Raw genomic sequence first — 16798 nt, 5'->3', positions numbered from 1 at the left:
ATCTCATTGTAGATTCTATATTCAATAGGTTGGACCGCAATAACATTGGAAAATTTGTCATGGATGTAGTCGGGGAAGAGTTAGAAAGCGGCTCACTTTTAATTGAAAGGCCTGCAATTTGTCTTTTTGATATACAGGCTGATGTTTCAGATCTTTTAATAGAAAAACATTACAATGTTGAGTTGGCAACTCTCGGTAGTCCTATAGGGGTTGCAAATAGATCTAGAGGTGACGTTAAACATGTATCTCTGAATTATGACTACCCTGAAAATTTGCACGAATTTGATGTGGTTGTATTGGATTTGTGCGGCGAAAAAGAAGTTATTTCATATCGCCCTCATTCCGTTGGGAATGCTACGGGAGGTGAAGCTTACGCTATCCACACGAGCTACCCTGAAAGTGTTTTTGATCCTCGCCCTGGTGCAATGAGTATTGTAGGGAAAGAGATTGATGCGTTATTAAAAAAAATATCCTTGGTTATAATTTTTGCTGATTCAATCGAATCTGCTCACTACAGGACGGTAAAGATTAGCCGTAAGGGCACCGAGTGGCATGATGGTTTTTCAGGTTCTACTCAGGATTTATATGAGGCTTTTCCAAAGTCTCAAGGAAAAGTGGGTCGGCGATTGCACGCAGCCGAACCTGAATCTGTATTGTTTTCTCTGATAAAGAAGTACTTCGGGGACAGTCAGTATGGGGTTGTGTTTGAGCATCCTCAGAGGTGGAATAGTAGTATCTATAGGGATGAGGATGATGAGCGATTTGTACCGCTTGCCTTAAATGATAAGGGAGAGATTGTATCTTATCTTCAAAGTGTTGAAGAAGGTGTGGTGTTTCTGTTTCCGCCATTGGAGAATACTAGTGGGTTTCTTCTTGAGTTGTTTGAGTCTTTTTTGCCCGAGCACTTTCCGCAATTGTTCCCGTCCAGTGGTCAGTTTGCGTGGTTAGACAATGGCGCTTTTCCTGTCCCCGGCGAGGTAGAGCTTCTAGGTGATCGGAAAAAGATAGAAAGTGATTATAAAGAACGAGTTAAAAAAAATGAGCAGGCAATCGTTGATTTAAAAAGTGAGTATGGTTTTTTAAGAAGTCTTATTTTCGAAACTGGTGACAATCTGGTTGAGGCTGTTGCACATTACTTCAGGTGGCTGGGTTTTAACTCAGTCGTGAATCAGGACGAGCATTCATCAGATGTTCTAGAGGAAGATTTACAGGTTGATTGTGGAGATAAGCTCCTTGTAGTTGAAATTAAAGGCATCGGTGGAACCTCTACTGACAAGGCGTGCTCGCAAATCACCAAGATCAAGAATAGAAGGATGAAGCAGCGTAATAGTTTTGAAGTTTATGGGCTTTATATTGTTAATCACGAAAGGTATGTAAGCCCTGATAGAAGAAAGAATCCGCCGTTTACCGATCATCAGTTGCAAGATGCATTGCTAGACGAGAGGGGGCTGCTGACAACTTATCAATTGTATTTGGCTTTCTTCTTAATACGAGATGGGATTCTAAATAAGGATGATGTCCGGGAACAGCTATTTGCTTATGGGTTAATCACGTTAATGCCTAAGGATCTGATTTGCCTAGGCTTGCCGTCCGAGCATTTGATGAAAGGGGCAGTTGTCGTTGTGGATTTACAGATTCATTCGGTTAAGGTTGGTGATGTTATTGTTGCCAGGAAAAATTCGCATTACACAAAGCACGTCGTTCAATCGTTGCAGGTTGATGGAGTAGATGTTGAAGAGGCGAATGGGGGAGTGACTGGAATAAAGGTCTCTACCAAAGTGCCTGCTAAATCTGAGATATTTGTTCGTCTAGGGAGTGGTAAGGACCCTATTCTGGAATAAATGATCCAACAACTTTTCCGCAAATATGAGTCTCTTCCGTGATATCAATGATTGGGTATTGCGGATTAATAGGGCGTAAAAATTGTCGCCCCGCATCCTCTACCAAAACCTTAAAAGTCGCCTCGTTTGTGCGAGGGACTCGCGCTATCACTCGATCCCCTGTTTTGGTTTCTGCTTCGGGATCCACAAATATGATGCATCCAGCAGGATAGCTGCGCCCTGGTCCTGGATTTGTCATGGAGTCGCCTTGTACTTTAAGTGCGTATCCGCTACCGCTGATTGCTACAGGGCAAGAGAGCCATGTTTCGCCGTCATGAGTTTCAAAGTTGGCCTCGCACCACGCGCCTGCTTGTACCCAAGAAATTAATGGCACCCTCCCAAAGATCCGGGTGACTTCGTGAATATTACTTTCAGTCCCTTTTGCGAGTCTGTGCGTATCACTATCGTTTTCCTGCTTTTTAGGCAACACGCCATACTCCAGCCACTCCCTCCGCACCTTCAACCATGAACACAGCACAACCATGCTGTCTGCCTCCGGTATAGATTCACCATTCAGCCATTTGCTGATGGCCTGAGTGCTTTTCTCGACTCCAACTTTCACCAAATGCTTATGAATATCCACCCCACGCCCCCGGGTGCGTACACCGGCATCGTCGAGTGCTTCGTGAAGGCGCGCCGTGAAAGCTGCCCGTAGCTCATTCTTATCAACCATGAGTTGATACTCTCACAGGGGTTGCGCAATAGTCAGTTGATGTTAATATCAACCGCGAGTTGATAAATGGAGGTTGCCATGTTGGACCCCGCAGATTTTCCGAACGCCATCGCGTTCGCATTTGAAGCAGTAGGCGGCATCGGAGCCGCCGCCAAGGTATGTGACAGGAGTTACCAAGCACTCAATAAATGGCGCTTGGCTGCCAGCCTTCCACGCACCGATTACACAGGTGAAACGCACTACGCGAAGCTTCTAGCGACTGCTGCAGAGCAAAAGGGCAACGCTTTTGACGCTGCCTGGCTGCTCAACGCATCGGCCCCGCAAAAAGCTGCAGCGTAGATAGAAAAAAGGCGACCCAAGGGCCGCCCAGTTCCTCCCGGCACACACCACCACAGTGCTGTCGGGTCGCGACGAAGGTAGGAGGGCACACCACATGCAAACCACCTCCCTTTATCGCGCTGCCAAGACACGGATGTCTTGGGTTGCTGCCTTTTCCACCACAGATTAGGCAGCTGTTGCGCTAGAGGTGAGCAACGGATTGTTCGCCTCGGCACGGTGCCGGTTTCGATCCCTAGATCTTGCCGGCGTTTGGGCCCTTTCAAGCCACGCGGCAAATGTATCACCACTACACGTCGCGAGGCACTGGCAACTTAGTAGGATTAATGCCATGAGCCGAGTAGCTTTAAGCTGTGTTGATCGAGCGCAAAAGGAAATACTGACGCTCGAATTAGCCCTGTACCACGCCGCACGGGACTATCCTGGCGGTGCCGCCGCAATCGCCGCCACCACCGGCCGCAATGCCACCACGCTGCAGCACAAGTTGTCTCCCACACATCCCTCGCACACCGTCAACATTCAGGAGTTCGGTGAGATCCTCGAACTGACCAAGGACCGCCGCATTCTCGATGCGGTGCACGCCCTTGTCGGCGACACGATCTGGCAGGAACTGGCTGAGGCGTACACCAACGACATGCCTGAGACCCTGACCACGGGTATCGCCATGTTTTTCCGGCAGGTCGCCGACTTGTCCGAAACCTGGGCCAAGCACATTGGCGACGGCAAGGTCGATGACCGTGAGCTGGCTGAGATACGACAGTTGGTGTTTCGTGGCATTCAGGGGTTGCTGGGCATGTACAACCGCGCCCGCTACGTCAATCAGACGACTTGCGGGGTGGAACGTGGCTGATATCGCTGATTTCGCAAATGACCTGGTGCAAGAGCGCATCGATCAGGCCGTCGCTGCACGCTTGGCGCTGATGTCCAACACGGCTCAGCATTCCCTGATGTTCTGTGAAGAATGCGACGGCCCTATCCCAGAGGCCCGTCGTTTGGCACAGCCCGGTTGCACGCTCTGCATTGAGTGCAAGACCGTCGATGATCAGAGGGCTACCCGTTATGCTCGATGATGTGATCAATCAGTTCGCGGACTATGGTCTTGAGCCCGCTCAGCCCTTGGTATTCGGCAAGCTCACCCGCTGCAAAACCACCCAGGACAAAGGCAAGGAAAAAAACGGCTGGTACGTCATCCACGAACACCGTACCGAAAAAAACGAGACGCTGATCTTCGGTAGTTTCGGTGACTGGCGTTCTGGCGATACCCAGAAGATCAAGGTTAAACCCGGACGTATGAGCCCCGAGGAGCGCGAAGTCATGCGCGCTCGGCAGGAAGATGCGAAGCGTAAGGCCGCTGAGATTGCAGCCAACGCATCACGCCGAGCGGCCAACCGTGCTGCCGGCCTGTTCAAGCGCATGCCCGAAAAGGGCAAGAGCGCCTATCTGTATCGAAAGCAGATCGTTGGCTTCAAGGTTCGCTATGCGCCACGTACTGGCGCATTTTTGGTGCCCATGTGCAACGTCCGTGACCAGATCGTCGGTCTGCAGGTGATCTTCCCGGTCAAGCAAGAAGACACCGGTCGGGATAAACAATACTGGCCGCACGGTATGTCAAAAGAGGGGGCTTTCCACCTGATCGGTCCCCACCCCGAGCCCGGCGAACCGGTGCTGGTGTGTGAGGGCTACGCCACAGGCGCAAGCCTGCACATGGCGACTTCGCTCACTGTCGCCATCGCGTTCGACGCGGGCAACCTGCTGCCTGTCTCCAAGGCAATGCGCGAGCGTTTTCCCGGCTGCCCGCTGATCATCTGTCGCGATGACGACTGGAAAACCAAGCGCCCCAACGGTGACCCTTGGAACCCAGGCGAAGAGAAAGCCAACAACGCCGCGTTGGTTGTCGGCGGTCAAGTCGTCGCCCCGGTGTTCTCCGGCGGGCGGGAGATCAAGTGGACCGACTTCAACGACCTGCACGTTGCCGAGGGGTTGGAGGCCGTACGCCGCCAGGTGCTCGCGGTGGTCAAGCCTCCTGCAGCAGGTGGTTGGAAAGACCAACTGGCCCGCACCGAAAACGGCTCCCTCATTGCGCACATGCAAAACGTCGAGCTGATCCTGGGCAATGACGAACGCTGGGCCGGTGTCATCGGCTACAGCGTGTTCAGCTCCAAGATCGTTAAGCTGCGGTCTGCGCCCTTCGGCGGCGGTGCTGGTGACTGGGCAGACATCGACGACATGCGAGTGATGAAGTGGCTCGCGCAGCAATACAACCTGCGGGTCAAAGCCTCCCATGTGATCGAGGCGGTCAGCGTGGTTGCCCACGACCACGCCTTCCACCCGGTGCGTGAGTACCTGGAGAAGCTGGAATGGGATCGCGTGCCACGCATTGAAACCTGGCTGACCGACGTGCTGGGCGTCCAGGCCAGTGAGTACTCGGCCAAGGTCGGTAAGCGCTGGCTCATCTCGGCGGTTGCCCGTGTGATGCGCCCAGGCTGCAAGGCCGACTCTGTGATGATCCTCGAAGGCGGGCAGGGCGCCGGCAAGTCCACGGCCATGGGCGTCCTCGGTGGCGAGTGGTTCATGGATACGCCTTTTGCCCTCGGTGACAAGGACAGCTTCCAGGCGATTCGCGGCAAATGGATCGTCGAGCTGGGCGAGCTGGACAGCTTCAACAAGGCGGAAAGCACCAAGGCTAAACAGTTCTTCTCCGCGTCTACCGACACCTACCGCGAGAGCTACGGCCGCAGAACGAATGACGTGCCACGCCAGTGTGTTTTCGTGGGCACCACCAACCAAGAGGAATACCTCAAGGACGCAACGGGCAACCGTCGTTACTGGCCGGTGTTCTGCAACAAGGTCGACTTGGAGCAACTGCGCGAGATCCGCGATCAGCTATGGGCTGAGGCGCTGTTCTGCTTTGAAGCGGGCGATATCTGGTGGGTGAATAAGGACGAATCCAAGATGTTCGCCGAGGCTCAAGACGAGCGCTTTGTGGTGGATGAATGGGAGGGGCCAATCCTGGCCTGGATGGAAGAGTCGCAGATCGGGGAGACCGCTACCGGCAACGAGATCCTGACCCAGGCGCTGAAGCTGGACTTCGGACATTGGGGCAAGCCCGAGCAGATGCGGGTTGGGGCGATCATGCACCGGTTGGGATGGCGCAAGCGGCGTATGCCCGCGCTGCCAAAAAGCGGAGTGCGCCCATGGGCCTATGAAAAGCCTGCGGGCTGGGGGCGTGCGTCTGCGTTGCAGCAGGCGGTGATCGAGGAGCCTTGCTTCGATGATTAAGCGAATCGACGAGATGCTCAAACTCTGGGCGCAGGATCTGCATTCGCCTGTGCCGGACGGTGCTGGCGGGCCGAGTGGCGGCAACATGATCGCTATGCTGATGGAGTGCAAAGGTGAGTTGATACGCGGCACGCGTGGAAGCCGGGTGCTGCTGGATGAATCGGCGGATATCGAGCTGATCGTCAACAAGCACTTGGCGCCCGAGCTAGCCCTAGTGGTGATGGAGCACTACTGCAATCACGAGAGCTTCCTCTCACAGAAAATGCTTCATTGCGGTTGCAGCGCGCCGACCTATTACCGTCGACTACACGATGCCCATGTATCCATCGCCGGCATGCTGATGGGGAAGGCTGCATGATCCTCGGCGTCACTCCGCATACCTCTGTCCTACTGTCCCGCCTTGTCCGGCTGCCATTACGCGCAGTTGGACAGGCGCAGGCCGCGCCGTCGCTGGGCTGTCCTACTGTCCAACCTTTACCCGCCCCACGCACACATGAGCATAGCAGGCACGTAGTCGCGCCCATGGCGCGCACGCGTGCTTTTAACTTTCTCTCTATACACAAGAGAAAAGTAAAAAAGGTAGGACAGTAGGGCAGAGCCCCGTATTTAGGCGCCTGTAGCTGTCCTACTTCGATCCAGAATAGTGGGACAAGTAAGACAGGGCACCAGAAGCGATAGCCGATTGAATGCGTTGTCCCTCCGTTGCACCTGCGTCATACCCGTATGGCACCCGTATTGCTCCATGGCATTAAAACCTGCTTGCTGCCATGATAATCCACCTGTAAAAAGTACCCATCTTCGATAGGTGCGACCGCAAGCAGCGGGACACACCACCACACTGAACCCGGCCATTGCGCCGGGTTTTTGCGTTTATGGGGTAGGGCGATGACGAACGAGCAGCAAGCGCTTATTGATATGCCGATCTGGATGGTGATCGTACTGTCCCTGGTCGGCGGCATATCCGGCGAGGCATGGCGAGCCGACAAAGCGGGGGTAAGCGGCTGGTCTTTGATTCGCCGCTTGCTCCTTCGGTCCGGGGCCTGCGTGGTCTGCGGGCTTTCCACCATGATGTTGCTGCACGCTTCGGGCATGTCGGTCCTGGCGGCAGGGAGCATCGGATGCCTCACCGCGATGGCCGGCGCCGATGTCGCCATCGGGCTGTATGAACGCTGGGCCGCCAAGCGGTTGGGCGTGTGCGATGTGCCGCCCTCGGGCAGCGGTCAGACATGATGTGCTGGAGGCCACGGAACACGTGGCCTGTAGCGGGAAGCGTCAAAATAGTGCGCCGAAAAGTCGCCGGGGACCCTGGCGGCATTCGAGGGACACGGGGCATGAAACCCGCGGGAAAGCGTTAGCGGCAGGGCTGCCAGCTTACTGAAATTCAATCCATTGAAATTGAAAGGTTTCCATTGAAAAGCCGTTGAAAAGGAGGGCTTATGACGGATCCACTGTTCCTGTCGAAAAGCGCTTTCGCGGTTCGCATTGGCAGGACGCCGAGCTACATCACCTGGCTGAAAGACAACAACCGCCTGGTGCTCTCGCCAGATGGCAAGAAGGTCGACGTGCTGGCAACCGAAGCATTGATCCTCGAAACCGCCGACCCCAGCAAGGCCGCCGTCGCGGCTCGACACCAGCAAGACCGGCTCCAGCGTGACGTTTACAGCCAACTGTCCCCCATGGTCGAGCCGACTAACACGGCTGCGCCGCCGCAGCCTGCTGGCGCGAAGAGCGGGCAACCTGACTTCCAGAAAGCTCGTGCACACCGCGAGTACTACCTGGCCCAGTTGGCCGAGGCCGAGTTTCACAAGGTGCAGGGCTCGCTAGTGGACATGAAGGCGGTCACCACCGGTGCCTACAACGCCGGACGCATGCTGCGCGATCAACTACTCAGCATGCCCCCGCAACTAGCCCCTGAACTGGCGGCGATGACAGACCCTTGGGAAATTGAGCAGCACCTGACCAAGGCGCTACGGCTGTCTCTGGAAGAGGCCGAGCGCATGTCTTCGGCCGACCTTGAACGCGATCTGATCACTACGAGTTAACCCATGCAAACGGAAAAACCTGACGGCGCTGAGGTGTACCGTGAGGCGTATTTCCGTGGGCTGCGTCCAGACCCTAGCCTGTGGGTGGACGAGTGGGCCGACGAGTACATGCGCATCCCGCGTGATACCGGCGCCGCCGAGCCAGGGAAGTATCGCACCGTGCGAACGCCCTACGCACGCGAGCCGATGCGGTGCCTGTCACCGGCTCACCCCTGCAAGCGCGTAGTGACCATGGTCGCCTCGCAGCTGATGAAAACCCAGATCGCCTTGAACTGGATCGGTGCGCTGATCCACATGGTGCCGTCGAACATTCTCACGCTGCTGCCCAGCCTAGGCTTGGCAAAGCGGGTGTCTTCGCGGATCGGCAAGACCATCAAGGCCACCCCGGTGCTGCGCGAGCGTGTGGCGGCGAGCCGCTCGCGGGACTCGCGCAACACCATGGACACCAAGGAGTTCGAGGGCGGCTCGCTGTACGTCACCACTGCCGGCTCTGCCGCCAACTTGGCCGAGCTGTCGGCGCGTTACGTGTACGGCGATGAGATCGACCGTTGGGAGGTCGACGTAGGCGAAGAGGGCGACCCCATCGAGCTGGCGGAAACGCGGGGCAGTACCTTCGGCCGCAATGCCAAGTTCTACTTCTCCAGTTCGCCGACGATCAAGGGCGCCTCGCGCATCGACGATCTGTTCGAGGGTAGCGACCAGCGTTACTACTACGTGCCGTGCCCGACTTGCGGGCACATGCAGACCCTGGAGTGGGAGCGGCTGCATTACTCTCAGGACGTCAGCGTGGTGCATTACGAGTGCGCCGGGCCTGACTGCGACGTGCTGATCGAGGAGCACCACAAGGGCGATATGCTCGCCCGTGGCGAGTGGCGTGCCCATGCCAAGGGCGATGGTGAGACCGTCGGCTTCCATCTCAACGCGCTGTATTCACCGTTGGGTTGGACAGGCTGGAAGTCGCTGGCGAAGCAATTCGAGAAGGCGAAAAAGGCACAGGCCAAAGGCGACCTTGAGCCCATGCAGGTGTTCTACAACACCCGTCTGGCTAAGGTGTGGGACAGTGCGCAAGAGCAGACCAAGGCATCGGTACTGATCGAGCGGGCACGCCAGGAAGGGTTCTCCCTCGGTGCGATGCCCGCCGCCGTGATGATGATCACGGGCGCCGTCGACGTACAGGCCGACCGTCTGGAGTTCATGGCAATGGGCTGGGGTGTCGGCATGGAACGCTGGGTCATTGACCACCGGGTGATTGCGGGCGACCCGTCGGACGAACGCACCTGGGCGGTGCTGGATGAACTGCTGAAAGAGCGGTACCGGCATCCCTGCGGCGTCGGCCTGGGCATTCTCGCGGTCGCCGTCGACTCCGGCGGCCACCACACCGACGAGGTCTACCAGTTCTGCCGCGTGCGGCGCTGGCGCAACATCTTCGCCATCAAGGGCGCGAGCAAACCCGGTAAGCCGGTGATCGCTCAGCGGCCGTCCATGGTTGATGTGACCTGGAAGGGCCAGACCGAACGCGGCGGCGCCGAGCTGTGGTTTGTCGGTACCGACACCGCAAAAGACTGGATCTACAACCGTTACCCGTTCGAGTCCGGCCCAGGTGCGCTGCACTTTGCCAACGACCTGCCGGACGAGTTCTTTGCCCAGTGCGTGGCCGAGCGCAAGGTCGCCAAGTACGTGCGGGGCCACAAGCGTATCGAGTGGATCAAGGGCAAGGCCGAGCGCAACGAAGCCCTCGACCTGATGGTGTATTGCCTGGCGATGGCGCATTACCTCGGCATCAACCGATATCAGGAACACGACTGGGACCGGGTACGGAACTCACTGGCACAGGCCGGTTTGTTCGATGAAAAGGTGGTCGCTGCTGAGCGTATAACGGTTGCCCCACAGGCTACCGCGACACCGCAAGTGGTGCCGCAACCCGTTGCCCCGGTCGCCCAACCGCGACCCGCTGCACCCCCTCAACGCCGCAGCTCCACCAGCGGTTACCTGAAGAGACGTTGATATGTCGTTTACTCCGAAGCACCTCGAAGCCATCGAGCGCGCCATCGCACGCGGTGAAAAGACCGTGCGCTACAGCGACCGCACGGTGGAATACCGCTCCATCGACGAACTGCTCAAGGCTCGCGACGAGATCCGCACGTCGCTGACCAACGCCGCCGGGCCGCGCTCTCGCGTGGTTCGGCTCATGCATGGAGGCAAGGGACTCTAATGGCCCGACATTATCCGACGCTAACCCGTAATGGATTCTTGCTGCCGTCGAACATCAAGGCCAGTTACGAAGGCGCCGGGGAGGGCCGTCGTTCGGCCAGTTGGGAAGCGACCGACAACGGCATCAACAGCATCAATACCCCGGCACTGCGCAATCTGCGTGCCCGCTCGCGGGCAGCGGTGCGCAATGACCCGTACGCGTTCAACGTCATCGACAAGCGCGTCAGCAACCTGATCGGCACCGGCATCACGCCAAGGCCGACCACGGACGACGCGGCACTGCGCAAACTCAAGCAGCAGCTGTGGGACGACTGGGTGGATGAAGCGGACGCAGACGAGCTGACTGACTTCTACGGCATGCAGGCCCTGGTGGCACGCACGGTGGAAACTGCTGGTGAATGTTTTGTTCGCTTGCGGCCGCGCAGTCCAAGCGAAGGTTTAGCGGTGCCGCTGCAGCTGCAGGCGCTGGCCCCTGAGTTTGTTCCGCACGACAAGTTCGAGACGGCCAAAAACGGCAACGTCATCCGCGCCGGGATCGAGTTCAGCCCGGCCGGCAAGCGTGTGGCGTACTGGATGTACTTGTCGCACCCACGCGATTCGTCGTCATTGAACGCCGGGTACAACCAGTTAGTACGGGTGCCAGCGACGCAGGTGCTGCACATCTTCGAACCCATGGAGCCAGGGCAACTGCGCGGCGTGCCGCGTCTGGCACCGGTATTGAAACGACTGCGCAGCCTGGACAACTACGACGACGCGGTGCTGTTTCGCCAGGAGGTGGCAAACCTGTTTGCTGGCTTCATCAAGCGACCGGCGCCGGACAGCGGGCACCAACCGCGTGACCCGGTAACGGGGCAACTGCTGACCACCGACCGCGACGGCTTCACACCGATGGTGGCCCTGGAGCCCGGCACCATGCAGGAGCTGGGGCCAGGTGAAGAGGTGGAGTTCTCCAAACCACCGGACGCCGGCAACAACTACCCGGACTTCATGCGTCAACAACTGATGGCTGCGGCAGCGGGTTCGGGCACGCCATACGAGATCCTCACGGGCGACATGCGCGAGGTCAACGACCGGGCGTTGCGGGTGGTGCTCAACGAGTTCCGGCGGCGCCTGGAGCAACTGCAATTCGGCGTCTACGTGCATCAACTGTGTCGCCCGGTACGTGCCGCCTGGATGGACATGGCGGTGCTGTCCGGTGCCCTTGTACTGGAAGACTACGCGCAACGTCGACGCGAATACCTGCGTACACGTTGGGTGCCACAAGGCTGGGCCTACATCCAGCCGGTGCAGGACGTGCAGGCGCGGCGGATGGAAGTGCAAGCGGGCTTCGGTTCACGCAGTGAGATGTGTCTGCGCAACGGCTACGACGCGGAAACCATCGACGCGGAAAACGCCGCTGACCTCGCCAGGTCCACCGATCTGGGCCTCAACTACACCACGCTTGATGCCATCGAGCCGATTGATGACAAGGAACAACCATGAGTAAAAAAGCGATCCCGCGCATTTATGACAAGGCTGGCAAGCAGGTAAAAGTCGCGGATAAGAGTTGGTACACCTTTCAGGCCCGCGGTGAAGCCGAGCAGCAAACCATTGAGGTGTTTGTATACGGCGAGATCGGCACCTGGGGTGTCAGCGCTAATCAGTTTGTCCAGGACCTGCGTGCCATGGATGACGGCGCGTCGCCGGTAATCGTTGCGTTCAACAGCATCGGTGGCGACTTGTTCGACGGCCTGGCGATTCACAACGCGCTGTCGCGCTTGGGCGACCGCTGTACCGGGCGCATTGATGCCTTGGCGGCTAGCGCGGCCAGTGTCGCGGTGTGCGGCGCTCACCGGGTGGTGATTGCGGCCAACGCCATGTTGATGATCCACAACCCCTATACATTCACTGGGGGGGACGCTGAAGACTTCCGCCGTGTTGCTGATGTGTTGGACCAGACGCTGGAAGCGATCATCGCGGCCTACAAGTCCAAGGCGCCCGACATTGACGAGGCCGAGCTGCGGCGCATGGTCAACGCCGAAACATGGCTGACGGCCAATGAGGCGGTGGCGCTGGGCCTGGCAGATGAAGTGGGCGACGGCCTCAAGGTCAAAGCCTGTCTCGGCCAGGGCAGTGTCTTGCAGCGCTTCCAGCATGCCCCGGCTGAATTGCTGGCCCAGTTAGATGAAGAGCCAGATGTCGAGCCGGCTGATCCTGTAAACCCTCCGGATCCAGCACCCGTATTGGACGCGGCCGGCTTGGCGTTGATGGTTACCAAGGGGTGTGCGGCGGCAGGCATCAGCAACCTGGTGGACCCGATACTCGCTTCGACGAAGCTAGAAAGCGAAGCGGTAGTCACTGCGGCGCTGACCAAGGCAAAAGCGCTGCACGGCTTGTGTGTCGCGGCACGATTGCCGGAACTGACCGGTGAGTTCCTGGCCGCTGGCTTGGATGAAGCTGCTGTCAGAGCGCGCTTGTTTGACAAGCTGGTCAGCAGCGGCGGTGGTTTTGAGATCAACAACAGCCTGCCGCTGGACAACGACCCGGAACCCACCATTAAGGCCAAACAGGTCGACACCCATTCAATCTGGGCTACCCGTCAGGCGGCACAGAACGGAACCTCGAAAGGAGCAAGAGCATGAAAATCGAATCGATGCACGCGGGAGAGTTCCTGCTGTCCGAAGGCGCTGGCAACATTTCCCGCGAAGCGATCAACGTTGCAGCCGGGCCAGCCCTGGAGCCGGGCCAGATCCTCGGCCTAGTCACCGCCACCAGCGAGTTTGCCCCGTACCAGCCAACCGCCGAGGACGGTACCGAAAACGCCGTCGCGATTCTCTATGGCCCGCTGGGCGAGTCCGATGTTGCCCGGCGCGGTCGTGCCATTGTGCGGCTGGCCGAGGTCAGCGAAGCGCACTTAACCGGCCTCGACCCCGCCGCCGAAAAGGCCCTGGCCGCCCATTTCGTGATCGTCCGCTAAAGCTTTCACCTCATTTATCCATCCCGCCGAGTGCGGGATTTTTCGTTTCTGGAGAGTTCCCCATGGCCGATATCGCCATTTTTGAAGACGATGCATTCAGTGTCTCCTCGTTGACCGCTGCGATCAATGAACAGGAATACCTGCCGGGCCGTATCAGCAGCCTTGGCCTTTTCCGCGAAGAGGGCATCAGCACGTTGACCGTGCAGATCGAGAAAGACGGCGACACCCTGGCCCTGGTGCCATCGGGCGAGCGCGGCACCTCGGGCCTGGTGGTTGGCGGGACCAAGCGCACGTTGATCCCTTTCAACACCGTGCACCTGCCTGAGCGCTTCACCATCAAGGCTGATGAGATCCAGGGCATCCGCGCCTTCGGTACCCGCAGCGAATTGCAGGCCGTGCAGGATGTGGTCAACAAGCGCCTGGCAAAGGCCCGACGACAGCTGGATGCCACCCACGAATTCCAGCGTATGGGCGCGTTGAATGGGCAGGTGTTGGACGCCGATGGCAAGACAGTCCTGTTGGATATTTATAAATCCTTCGGCGTGAATCGCCAGAAGCTACCGATGGGCTTGAACAGTCCAGATACCGAGTTGCGGGTCAAATGCGGCGAGGCGCTGGATATGCAGGAAGAAGCCCTCGGCAGCGTCACCAGCAGCGGCTCCCGCGCCATGTGCGGCAAGAACTTCTGGAACAAGCTGATCGTCCACAAGTCGGTCAAAGAGACTTACCTCAACACCATGCAAGCCGCGTCTCTACGTGGCGATGCCCGTGAAGCCTTCGAGTTCGGCGGGATCGTCTGGGAGCGTTATCGCGGCAAAGTTGCTGGTGTTGCGTTTGTCCACGACGACAAGGCGTTGCTGATCCCCGAGGGCGTCCCTGATCTGTATATCTCGTCCTTCGCACCGGCCGACTACATGGAAACGGTCAACACCCAGGGCATTCCGTACTACAGCAAGATCGAGCCGCTGCCGTTCAACAAGGGTGTGGCCGGCGAAGCCCAGTCCAACCCTCTGCACCTGTGCACGCGGCCTCGGGCGCAGATCCTGCTGGAGATGTGATCGTGGCCTTCCGGGATCTGATCGACGACATCGACGACGTGGTTTTTGAAACCCTGGGCGACAGTGCTGTGATCGAGGGGCGCCCGGAGCCGGTGCTGGGTATGTTCTCGGCACCCTGGAAACAGCCTCAGTTCGGCAAGCTCAACACTGGCCTGCGAGAGCCGCGCTTCGAGATTCGCGTCAAGGATTCGGATGGCTTGGTCAAAGGTCTGCGGGTCAGCGTTGATCTGACGGCGTTGGATGGCGGTGGCGACTATGACCTGTTGCAACTTGAACCTAACGGCAACGGTCTGGTGGCGTTGATTTTGAGGAAGCGGCCATGAGCATCGGTAGCTATACCCAGCAGAAACGCGACGGCGGGATGCTCACTATCCAGCCGTCGGCGGTGCATGTTCAGGCGCTGAAAGAGTTCGGCGACATGGTGCCCAAGGCGGCAGCGGCGGCTCAGCGGCGTGCAATCAACAAAACCATCCGTTGGTTGCGCACCCACATTGCACGGGCTGTCGGCAAGCAAGAACGCATCGCTATCGGCGCCGTCCGGCAGCGACTTCGGGCGTATCCGGTTACCGGTGGCGATATGCGCGGCAAGTTGTGGTTCGGTATCAATGCCATCGAGGCCAGCCGCGTCGGGCGTGCGCGGCAAACCGGCGCGGGTGTTTCAGTCGCCGGCCGGCGTTACCAGGGGGCTTTCTACAAGAAGGTCTACGGCAGCAATGCTGATATCTGGATCCGCACGTCGAGCAAACACTTCAACACCACCGATTACCCGGATGCCGCGCAGGGTGGCAGGCGCTCTGGCTTCGTCGAAGAAAACGACAACCGCTTTCCCCTGGCGAAGGCCAAGGTGTCGTTGGAGCAAGTGCGACCGCACTTTGATGCCTGGGTGAAGCGTGCGGATGAGCGTCTGCTGGAGATCCTCACACAGGAACTCAACTTTGAACTGCAGAAGTATTTAAAGGGGACGCCGCGTGTCTGACGAAACGTTGAGCCTCGACCAGCTTTATCAAGCTATCGAGCAGCACCTGCAGGCGCATCTGCCAGGTGTTCAAACCGTTGCTGCGTGGCCGAACATTGAGGATCACATCCCATTGCCAGCTGTGTTCCTGGAGATGTCCGAGATTGAGCCGGGAGCTGATATCGGGACCGGTGAAACCACCATGGTCTGCAAGTTCGAAGCGCGGATCATCGTTGACCCCATTCAGGCTGATCATCATCGCCAGGTGGTGCAGCTGGCGACTCAGTTGATTGTGTTGCTACGGGCGCAGAACTGGGGCCTAGAGATCGAATGCGCTGAGTTTATTCAAGCGGTGCAGGACTGGACCCGTCCTGAGCTGGATGGTTACACGGTCTGGCTGGTGGAATGGAATCAGACGATTTATCTCGGTACCGAAGAGTGGCCTTGGCCGGATGAGCCGCTGGGCACGCTGTTGATAGGTGTCAGCCCTGAAATTGGCCCAGGCAGTCGAGATCAGTACGTCGCACCGGAGTTGCTGGCATGAGCTTCGCCAGCGGGGAAAGCGACCGCATGATCGCCGCTATGCTGATGGATTGCGTGGTGGCTGCCGTTGATACGACGGCCTCGCCGCCGGTTGTCAGGGTCAGGGCAGGGGAGTGGACCAGCGCCTGGGTGCGTTGGCACAGCGTCGCCGCCGGCAAGGCTCGGAACTGGCGAGTCCCCAGCCTGGGCGAGCAGGGCAAGCTGTTCAGCCCTAGCGGCAACCCGGCAATGGGCACCTTCATTCCTGGTCTATATGGCGATGCTGGTCCGCCGCCAGATAATCGGGATCATGTTGAGGTGTGGCGGTTTGATGATGGCGGGTCGCTGGTCTATGACTGGCAGGCCAATAGTTACAGCATCACGTTGCCTACCGGGACCGTCACCATCAAGGTCGGCGGCACCGTAGCCACGGTCACTGATAGCGCCGTAACGGTGGTTTCCGGGGACATCGGACTCACAGGCAATGTGACGATCACCGGGCCGCTGACGGTGACGGGTGATATCAACGGTGCCGGCAAAATCATTGATGCGGGTGGCAACACCGCAAATCACAAACACTGATTAACCGCTTATTTTTGCCCGCCGCGTGCGGGCGTTTTCATTTCTGGAGTTTGCCCACATGAACAAGCCCAAGTCGGACGAGCAGCCGGCCGCTCCCCAGTCATTGCCAGCACCGAAGGTAGAGTCGTCACCGAAAGCTGTTGGCCTGCCTCGCCGCTTTCGCGACACCGTGTTCACCTCGCGAACGCTGATCACACCGCACGGCGAAAGCTTGGTGGTTATCAAAGGGGTGGTGACCGCTGACACCTCTGATCAATACGAATTTCTTCAAAGCCATCCTGACCTCGAACCCGCGCCGGAGTAA

General features: G+C 58.2%; 20 protein-coding genes. 19 read left to right on the top strand and 1 reads right to left on the bottom strand.

The window, feature by feature from the left end; genetic code table 11:
• The first annotated feature begins 59 nt into the window (after positions 1-59).
• The gene (locus tag A7K61_RS14920; protein WP_139129499.1) at positions 60-1841 is read left to right on the top strand and encodes a hypothetical protein; all 1782 of its coding nucleotides are present in this window, start codon (positions 60-62) and stop codon (positions 1839-1841) included.
• Here the strand turns inward: A7K61_RS14920 and A7K61_RS31405 are convergent.
• Positions 1828-2553: a LexA family transcriptional regulator gene (locus A7K61_RS31405; protein ID WP_083263099.1), complete on the bottom strand. Its 726-nt coding sequence runs from the start codon at positions 2551-2553 to the stop codon at positions 1828-1830. The two genes, A7K61_RS14920 and A7K61_RS31405, sit on opposite strands and share 14 nt — an antisense overlap.
• Before the next feature lie 78 nt (positions 2554-2631).
• Between A7K61_RS31405 and A7K61_RS14915 the strand changes: the two genes are divergently transcribed.
• From A7K61_RS14915 to A7K61_RS14830, 18 genes are all read left to right on the top strand, one after another.
• The gene (locus A7K61_RS14915) at positions 2632-2892 is read left to right on the top strand and encodes a hypothetical protein (protein WP_065929212.1); all 261 of its coding nucleotides are present in this window, start codon (positions 2632-2634) and stop codon (positions 2890-2892) included.
• Positions 2893-3220: 328 nt separating this feature from the next.
• Positions 3221-3739, top strand: coding sequence for a phage regulatory CII family protein (locus tag A7K61_RS14910; protein WP_043046664.1), 519 nt, complete (start codon positions 3221-3223; stop codon positions 3737-3739).
• Positions 3732-3959 (top strand): TraR/DksA family transcriptional regulator, encoded by a 228-nt coding sequence (locus tag A7K61_RS14905; protein WP_069557851.1) that lies wholly within the window; start codon positions 3732-3734, stop codon positions 3957-3959. Before A7K61_RS14910 ends, A7K61_RS14905 begins: the two co-directional genes overlap by 8 nt.
• Positions 3949-6168: a VapE domain-containing protein gene (locus tag A7K61_RS14900; protein ID WP_069557850.1), complete on the top strand. Its 2220-nt coding sequence runs from the start codon at positions 3949-3951 to the stop codon at positions 6166-6168. Before A7K61_RS14905 ends, A7K61_RS14900 begins: the two co-directional genes overlap by 11 nt.
• Positions 6161-6526 (top strand): hypothetical protein, encoded by a 366-nt coding sequence (locus A7K61_RS14895; protein WP_043046668.1) that lies wholly within the window; start codon positions 6161-6163, stop codon positions 6524-6526. The genes A7K61_RS14900 and A7K61_RS14895 overlap by 8 nt, the downstream gene beginning before the upstream one ends.
• Positions 6527-7053: 527 nt before the next feature.
• Positions 7054-7398, top strand: coding sequence for a phage holin family protein (locus A7K61_RS14890; protein ID WP_069557849.1), 345 nt, complete (start codon positions 7054-7056; stop codon positions 7396-7398).
• A 206-nt stretch (positions 7399-7604) separates the two neighbouring features.
• Complete coding sequence (locus A7K61_RS14885; RefSeq protein WP_043046670.1) at positions 7605-8210, top strand: hypothetical protein; 606 nt, start codon at positions 7605-7607, stop codon at positions 8208-8210.
• Between the two features lie 3 nt (positions 8211-8213).
• The gene (locus tag A7K61_RS14880) at positions 8214-10214 is read left to right on the top strand and encodes a phage terminase large subunit family protein (RefSeq protein WP_069557848.1); all 2001 of its coding nucleotides are present in this window, start codon (positions 8214-8216) and stop codon (positions 10212-10214) included.
• 1 nt (position 10215) lies between these two features.
• Positions 10216-10422, top strand: coding sequence for a phage head-tail joining protein (locus A7K61_RS14875; RefSeq protein WP_056783432.1), 207 nt, complete (start codon positions 10216-10218; stop codon positions 10420-10422).
• Positions 10422-11903, top strand: a complete 1482-nt coding sequence (locus tag A7K61_RS14870) for a phage portal protein (protein ID WP_069557847.1) — start codon at positions 10422-10424, stop codon at positions 11901-11903. The genes A7K61_RS14875 and A7K61_RS14870 overlap by 1 nt, the downstream gene beginning before the upstream one ends.
• The gene (locus A7K61_RS14865) at positions 11900-13042 is read left to right on the top strand and encodes a head maturation protease, ClpP-related (protein ID WP_069557846.1); all 1143 of its coding nucleotides are present in this window, start codon (positions 11900-11902) and stop codon (positions 13040-13042) included. The genes A7K61_RS14870 and A7K61_RS14865 overlap by 4 nt, the downstream gene beginning before the upstream one ends.
• On the top strand, positions 13039-13377 hold the full coding sequence (locus A7K61_RS14860) for a head decoration protein (protein WP_069557845.1): 339 nt from the start codon (positions 13039-13041) through the stop codon (positions 13375-13377). Before A7K61_RS14865 ends, A7K61_RS14860 begins: the two co-directional genes overlap by 4 nt.
• A gap of 62 nt (positions 13378-13439) precedes the next feature.
• Positions 13440-14435, top strand: coding sequence for a major capsid protein (locus tag A7K61_RS14855; RefSeq protein ID WP_043046677.1), 996 nt, complete (start codon positions 13440-13442; stop codon positions 14433-14435).
• Between the two features lie 2 nt (positions 14436-14437).
• Positions 14438-14758, top strand: coding sequence for a hypothetical protein (locus A7K61_RS14850; protein ID WP_069557844.1), 321 nt, complete (start codon positions 14438-14440; stop codon positions 14756-14758).
• Positions 14755-15411, top strand: a complete 657-nt coding sequence (locus tag A7K61_RS14845; RefSeq protein WP_065935936.1) for a phage tail protein — start codon at positions 14755-14757, stop codon at positions 15409-15411. Before A7K61_RS14850 ends, A7K61_RS14845 begins: the two co-directional genes overlap by 4 nt.
• Positions 15404-15934: a hypothetical protein gene (locus tag A7K61_RS14840; RefSeq protein WP_069557843.1), complete on the top strand. Its 531-nt coding sequence runs from the start codon at positions 15404-15406 to the stop codon at positions 15932-15934. Before A7K61_RS14845 ends, A7K61_RS14840 begins: the two co-directional genes overlap by 8 nt.
• Positions 15931-16494 (top strand): phage baseplate assembly protein V, encoded by a 564-nt coding sequence (locus A7K61_RS14835; RefSeq protein ID WP_069557842.1) that lies wholly within the window; start codon positions 15931-15933, stop codon positions 16492-16494. Before A7K61_RS14840 ends, A7K61_RS14835 begins: the two co-directional genes overlap by 4 nt.
• Before the next feature lie 58 nt (positions 16495-16552).
• The gene (locus tag A7K61_RS14830; protein WP_069557841.1) at positions 16553-16798 is read left to right on the top strand and encodes a hypothetical protein; all 246 of its coding nucleotides are present in this window, start codon (positions 16553-16555) and stop codon (positions 16796-16798) included.

This window comes from Pseudomonas sp. AP42, assembly GCF_001728935.1.
In the GTDB taxonomy this organism is placed as follows: Bacteria; Pseudomonadota; Gammaproteobacteria; order Pseudomonadales; family Pseudomonadaceae; genus Aquipseudomonas; species Aquipseudomonas lactis.
Note: the sequence above shows the minus strand (reverse complement) of the source record. Positions and strands in the feature narration are given on the sequence as shown.

What these genes read in the sequence shown, in the direction of transcription:
- A7K61_RS14920 (WP_139129499.1), top strand. Translation starts at nt 60, where the DNA reads ATGGATGTAGTCGGGGAAGAGTTAGAAAGCGGCTCACTTTTAATTGAA.
- A7K61_RS14870 (WP_069557847.1), top strand. Translation starts at nt 10,422, where the DNA reads ATGGCCCGACATTATCCGACGCTAACCCGTAATGGATTCTTGCTGCCG.
- A7K61_RS14875 (WP_056783432.1), top strand. Translation starts at nt 10,216, where the DNA reads ATGTCGTTTACTCCGAAGCACCTCGAAGCCATCGAGCGCGCCATCGCA.
- A7K61_RS14855 (WP_043046677.1), top strand. Translation starts at nt 13,440, where the DNA reads ATGGCCGATATCGCCATTTTTGAAGACGATGCATTCAGTGTCTCCTCG.
- A7K61_RS31405 (WP_083263099.1), bottom strand. Translation starts at nt 2,553, where the DNA reads ATGGTTGATAAGAATGAGCTACGGGCAGCTTTCACGGCGCGCCTTCAC.
- A7K61_RS14910 (WP_043046664.1), top strand. Translation starts at nt 3,221, where the DNA reads ATGAGCCGAGTAGCTTTAAGCTGTGTTGATCGAGCGCAAAAGGAAATA.
- A7K61_RS14900 (WP_069557850.1), top strand. Translation starts at nt 3,949, where the DNA reads ATGCTCGATGATGTGATCAATCAGTTCGCGGACTATGGTCTTGAGCCC.
- A7K61_RS14895 (WP_043046668.1), top strand. Translation starts at nt 6,161, where the DNA reads ATGATTAAGCGAATCGACGAGATGCTCAAACTCTGGGCGCAGGATCTG.
- A7K61_RS14880 (WP_069557848.1), top strand. Translation starts at nt 8,214, where the DNA reads ATGCAAACGGAAAAACCTGACGGCGCTGAGGTGTACCGTGAGGCGTAT.
- A7K61_RS14845 (WP_065935936.1), top strand. Translation starts at nt 14,755, where the DNA reads ATGAGCATCGGTAGCTATACCCAGCAGAAACGCGACGGCGGGATGCTC.
- A7K61_RS14915 (WP_065929212.1), top strand. Translation starts at nt 2,632, where the DNA reads ATGTTGGACCCCGCAGATTTTCCGAACGCCATCGCGTTCGCATTTGAA.
- A7K61_RS14860 (WP_069557845.1), top strand. Translation starts at nt 13,039, where the DNA reads ATGAAAATCGAATCGATGCACGCGGGAGAGTTCCTGCTGTCCGAAGGC.
- A7K61_RS14890 (WP_069557849.1), top strand. Translation starts at nt 7,054, where the DNA reads ATGACGAACGAGCAGCAAGCGCTTATTGATATGCCGATCTGGATGGTG.
- A7K61_RS14830 (WP_069557841.1), top strand. Translation starts at nt 16,553, where the DNA reads ATGAACAAGCCCAAGTCGGACGAGCAGCCGGCCGCTCCCCAGTCATTG.
- A7K61_RS14865 (WP_069557846.1), top strand. Translation starts at nt 11,900, where the DNA reads ATGAGTAAAAAAGCGATCCCGCGCATTTATGACAAGGCTGGCAAGCAG.
- A7K61_RS14885 (WP_043046670.1), top strand. Translation starts at nt 7,605, where the DNA reads ATGACGGATCCACTGTTCCTGTCGAAAAGCGCTTTCGCGGTTCGCATT.
- A7K61_RS14835 (WP_069557842.1), top strand. Translation starts at nt 15,931, where the DNA reads ATGAGCTTCGCCAGCGGGGAAAGCGACCGCATGATCGCCGCTATGCTG.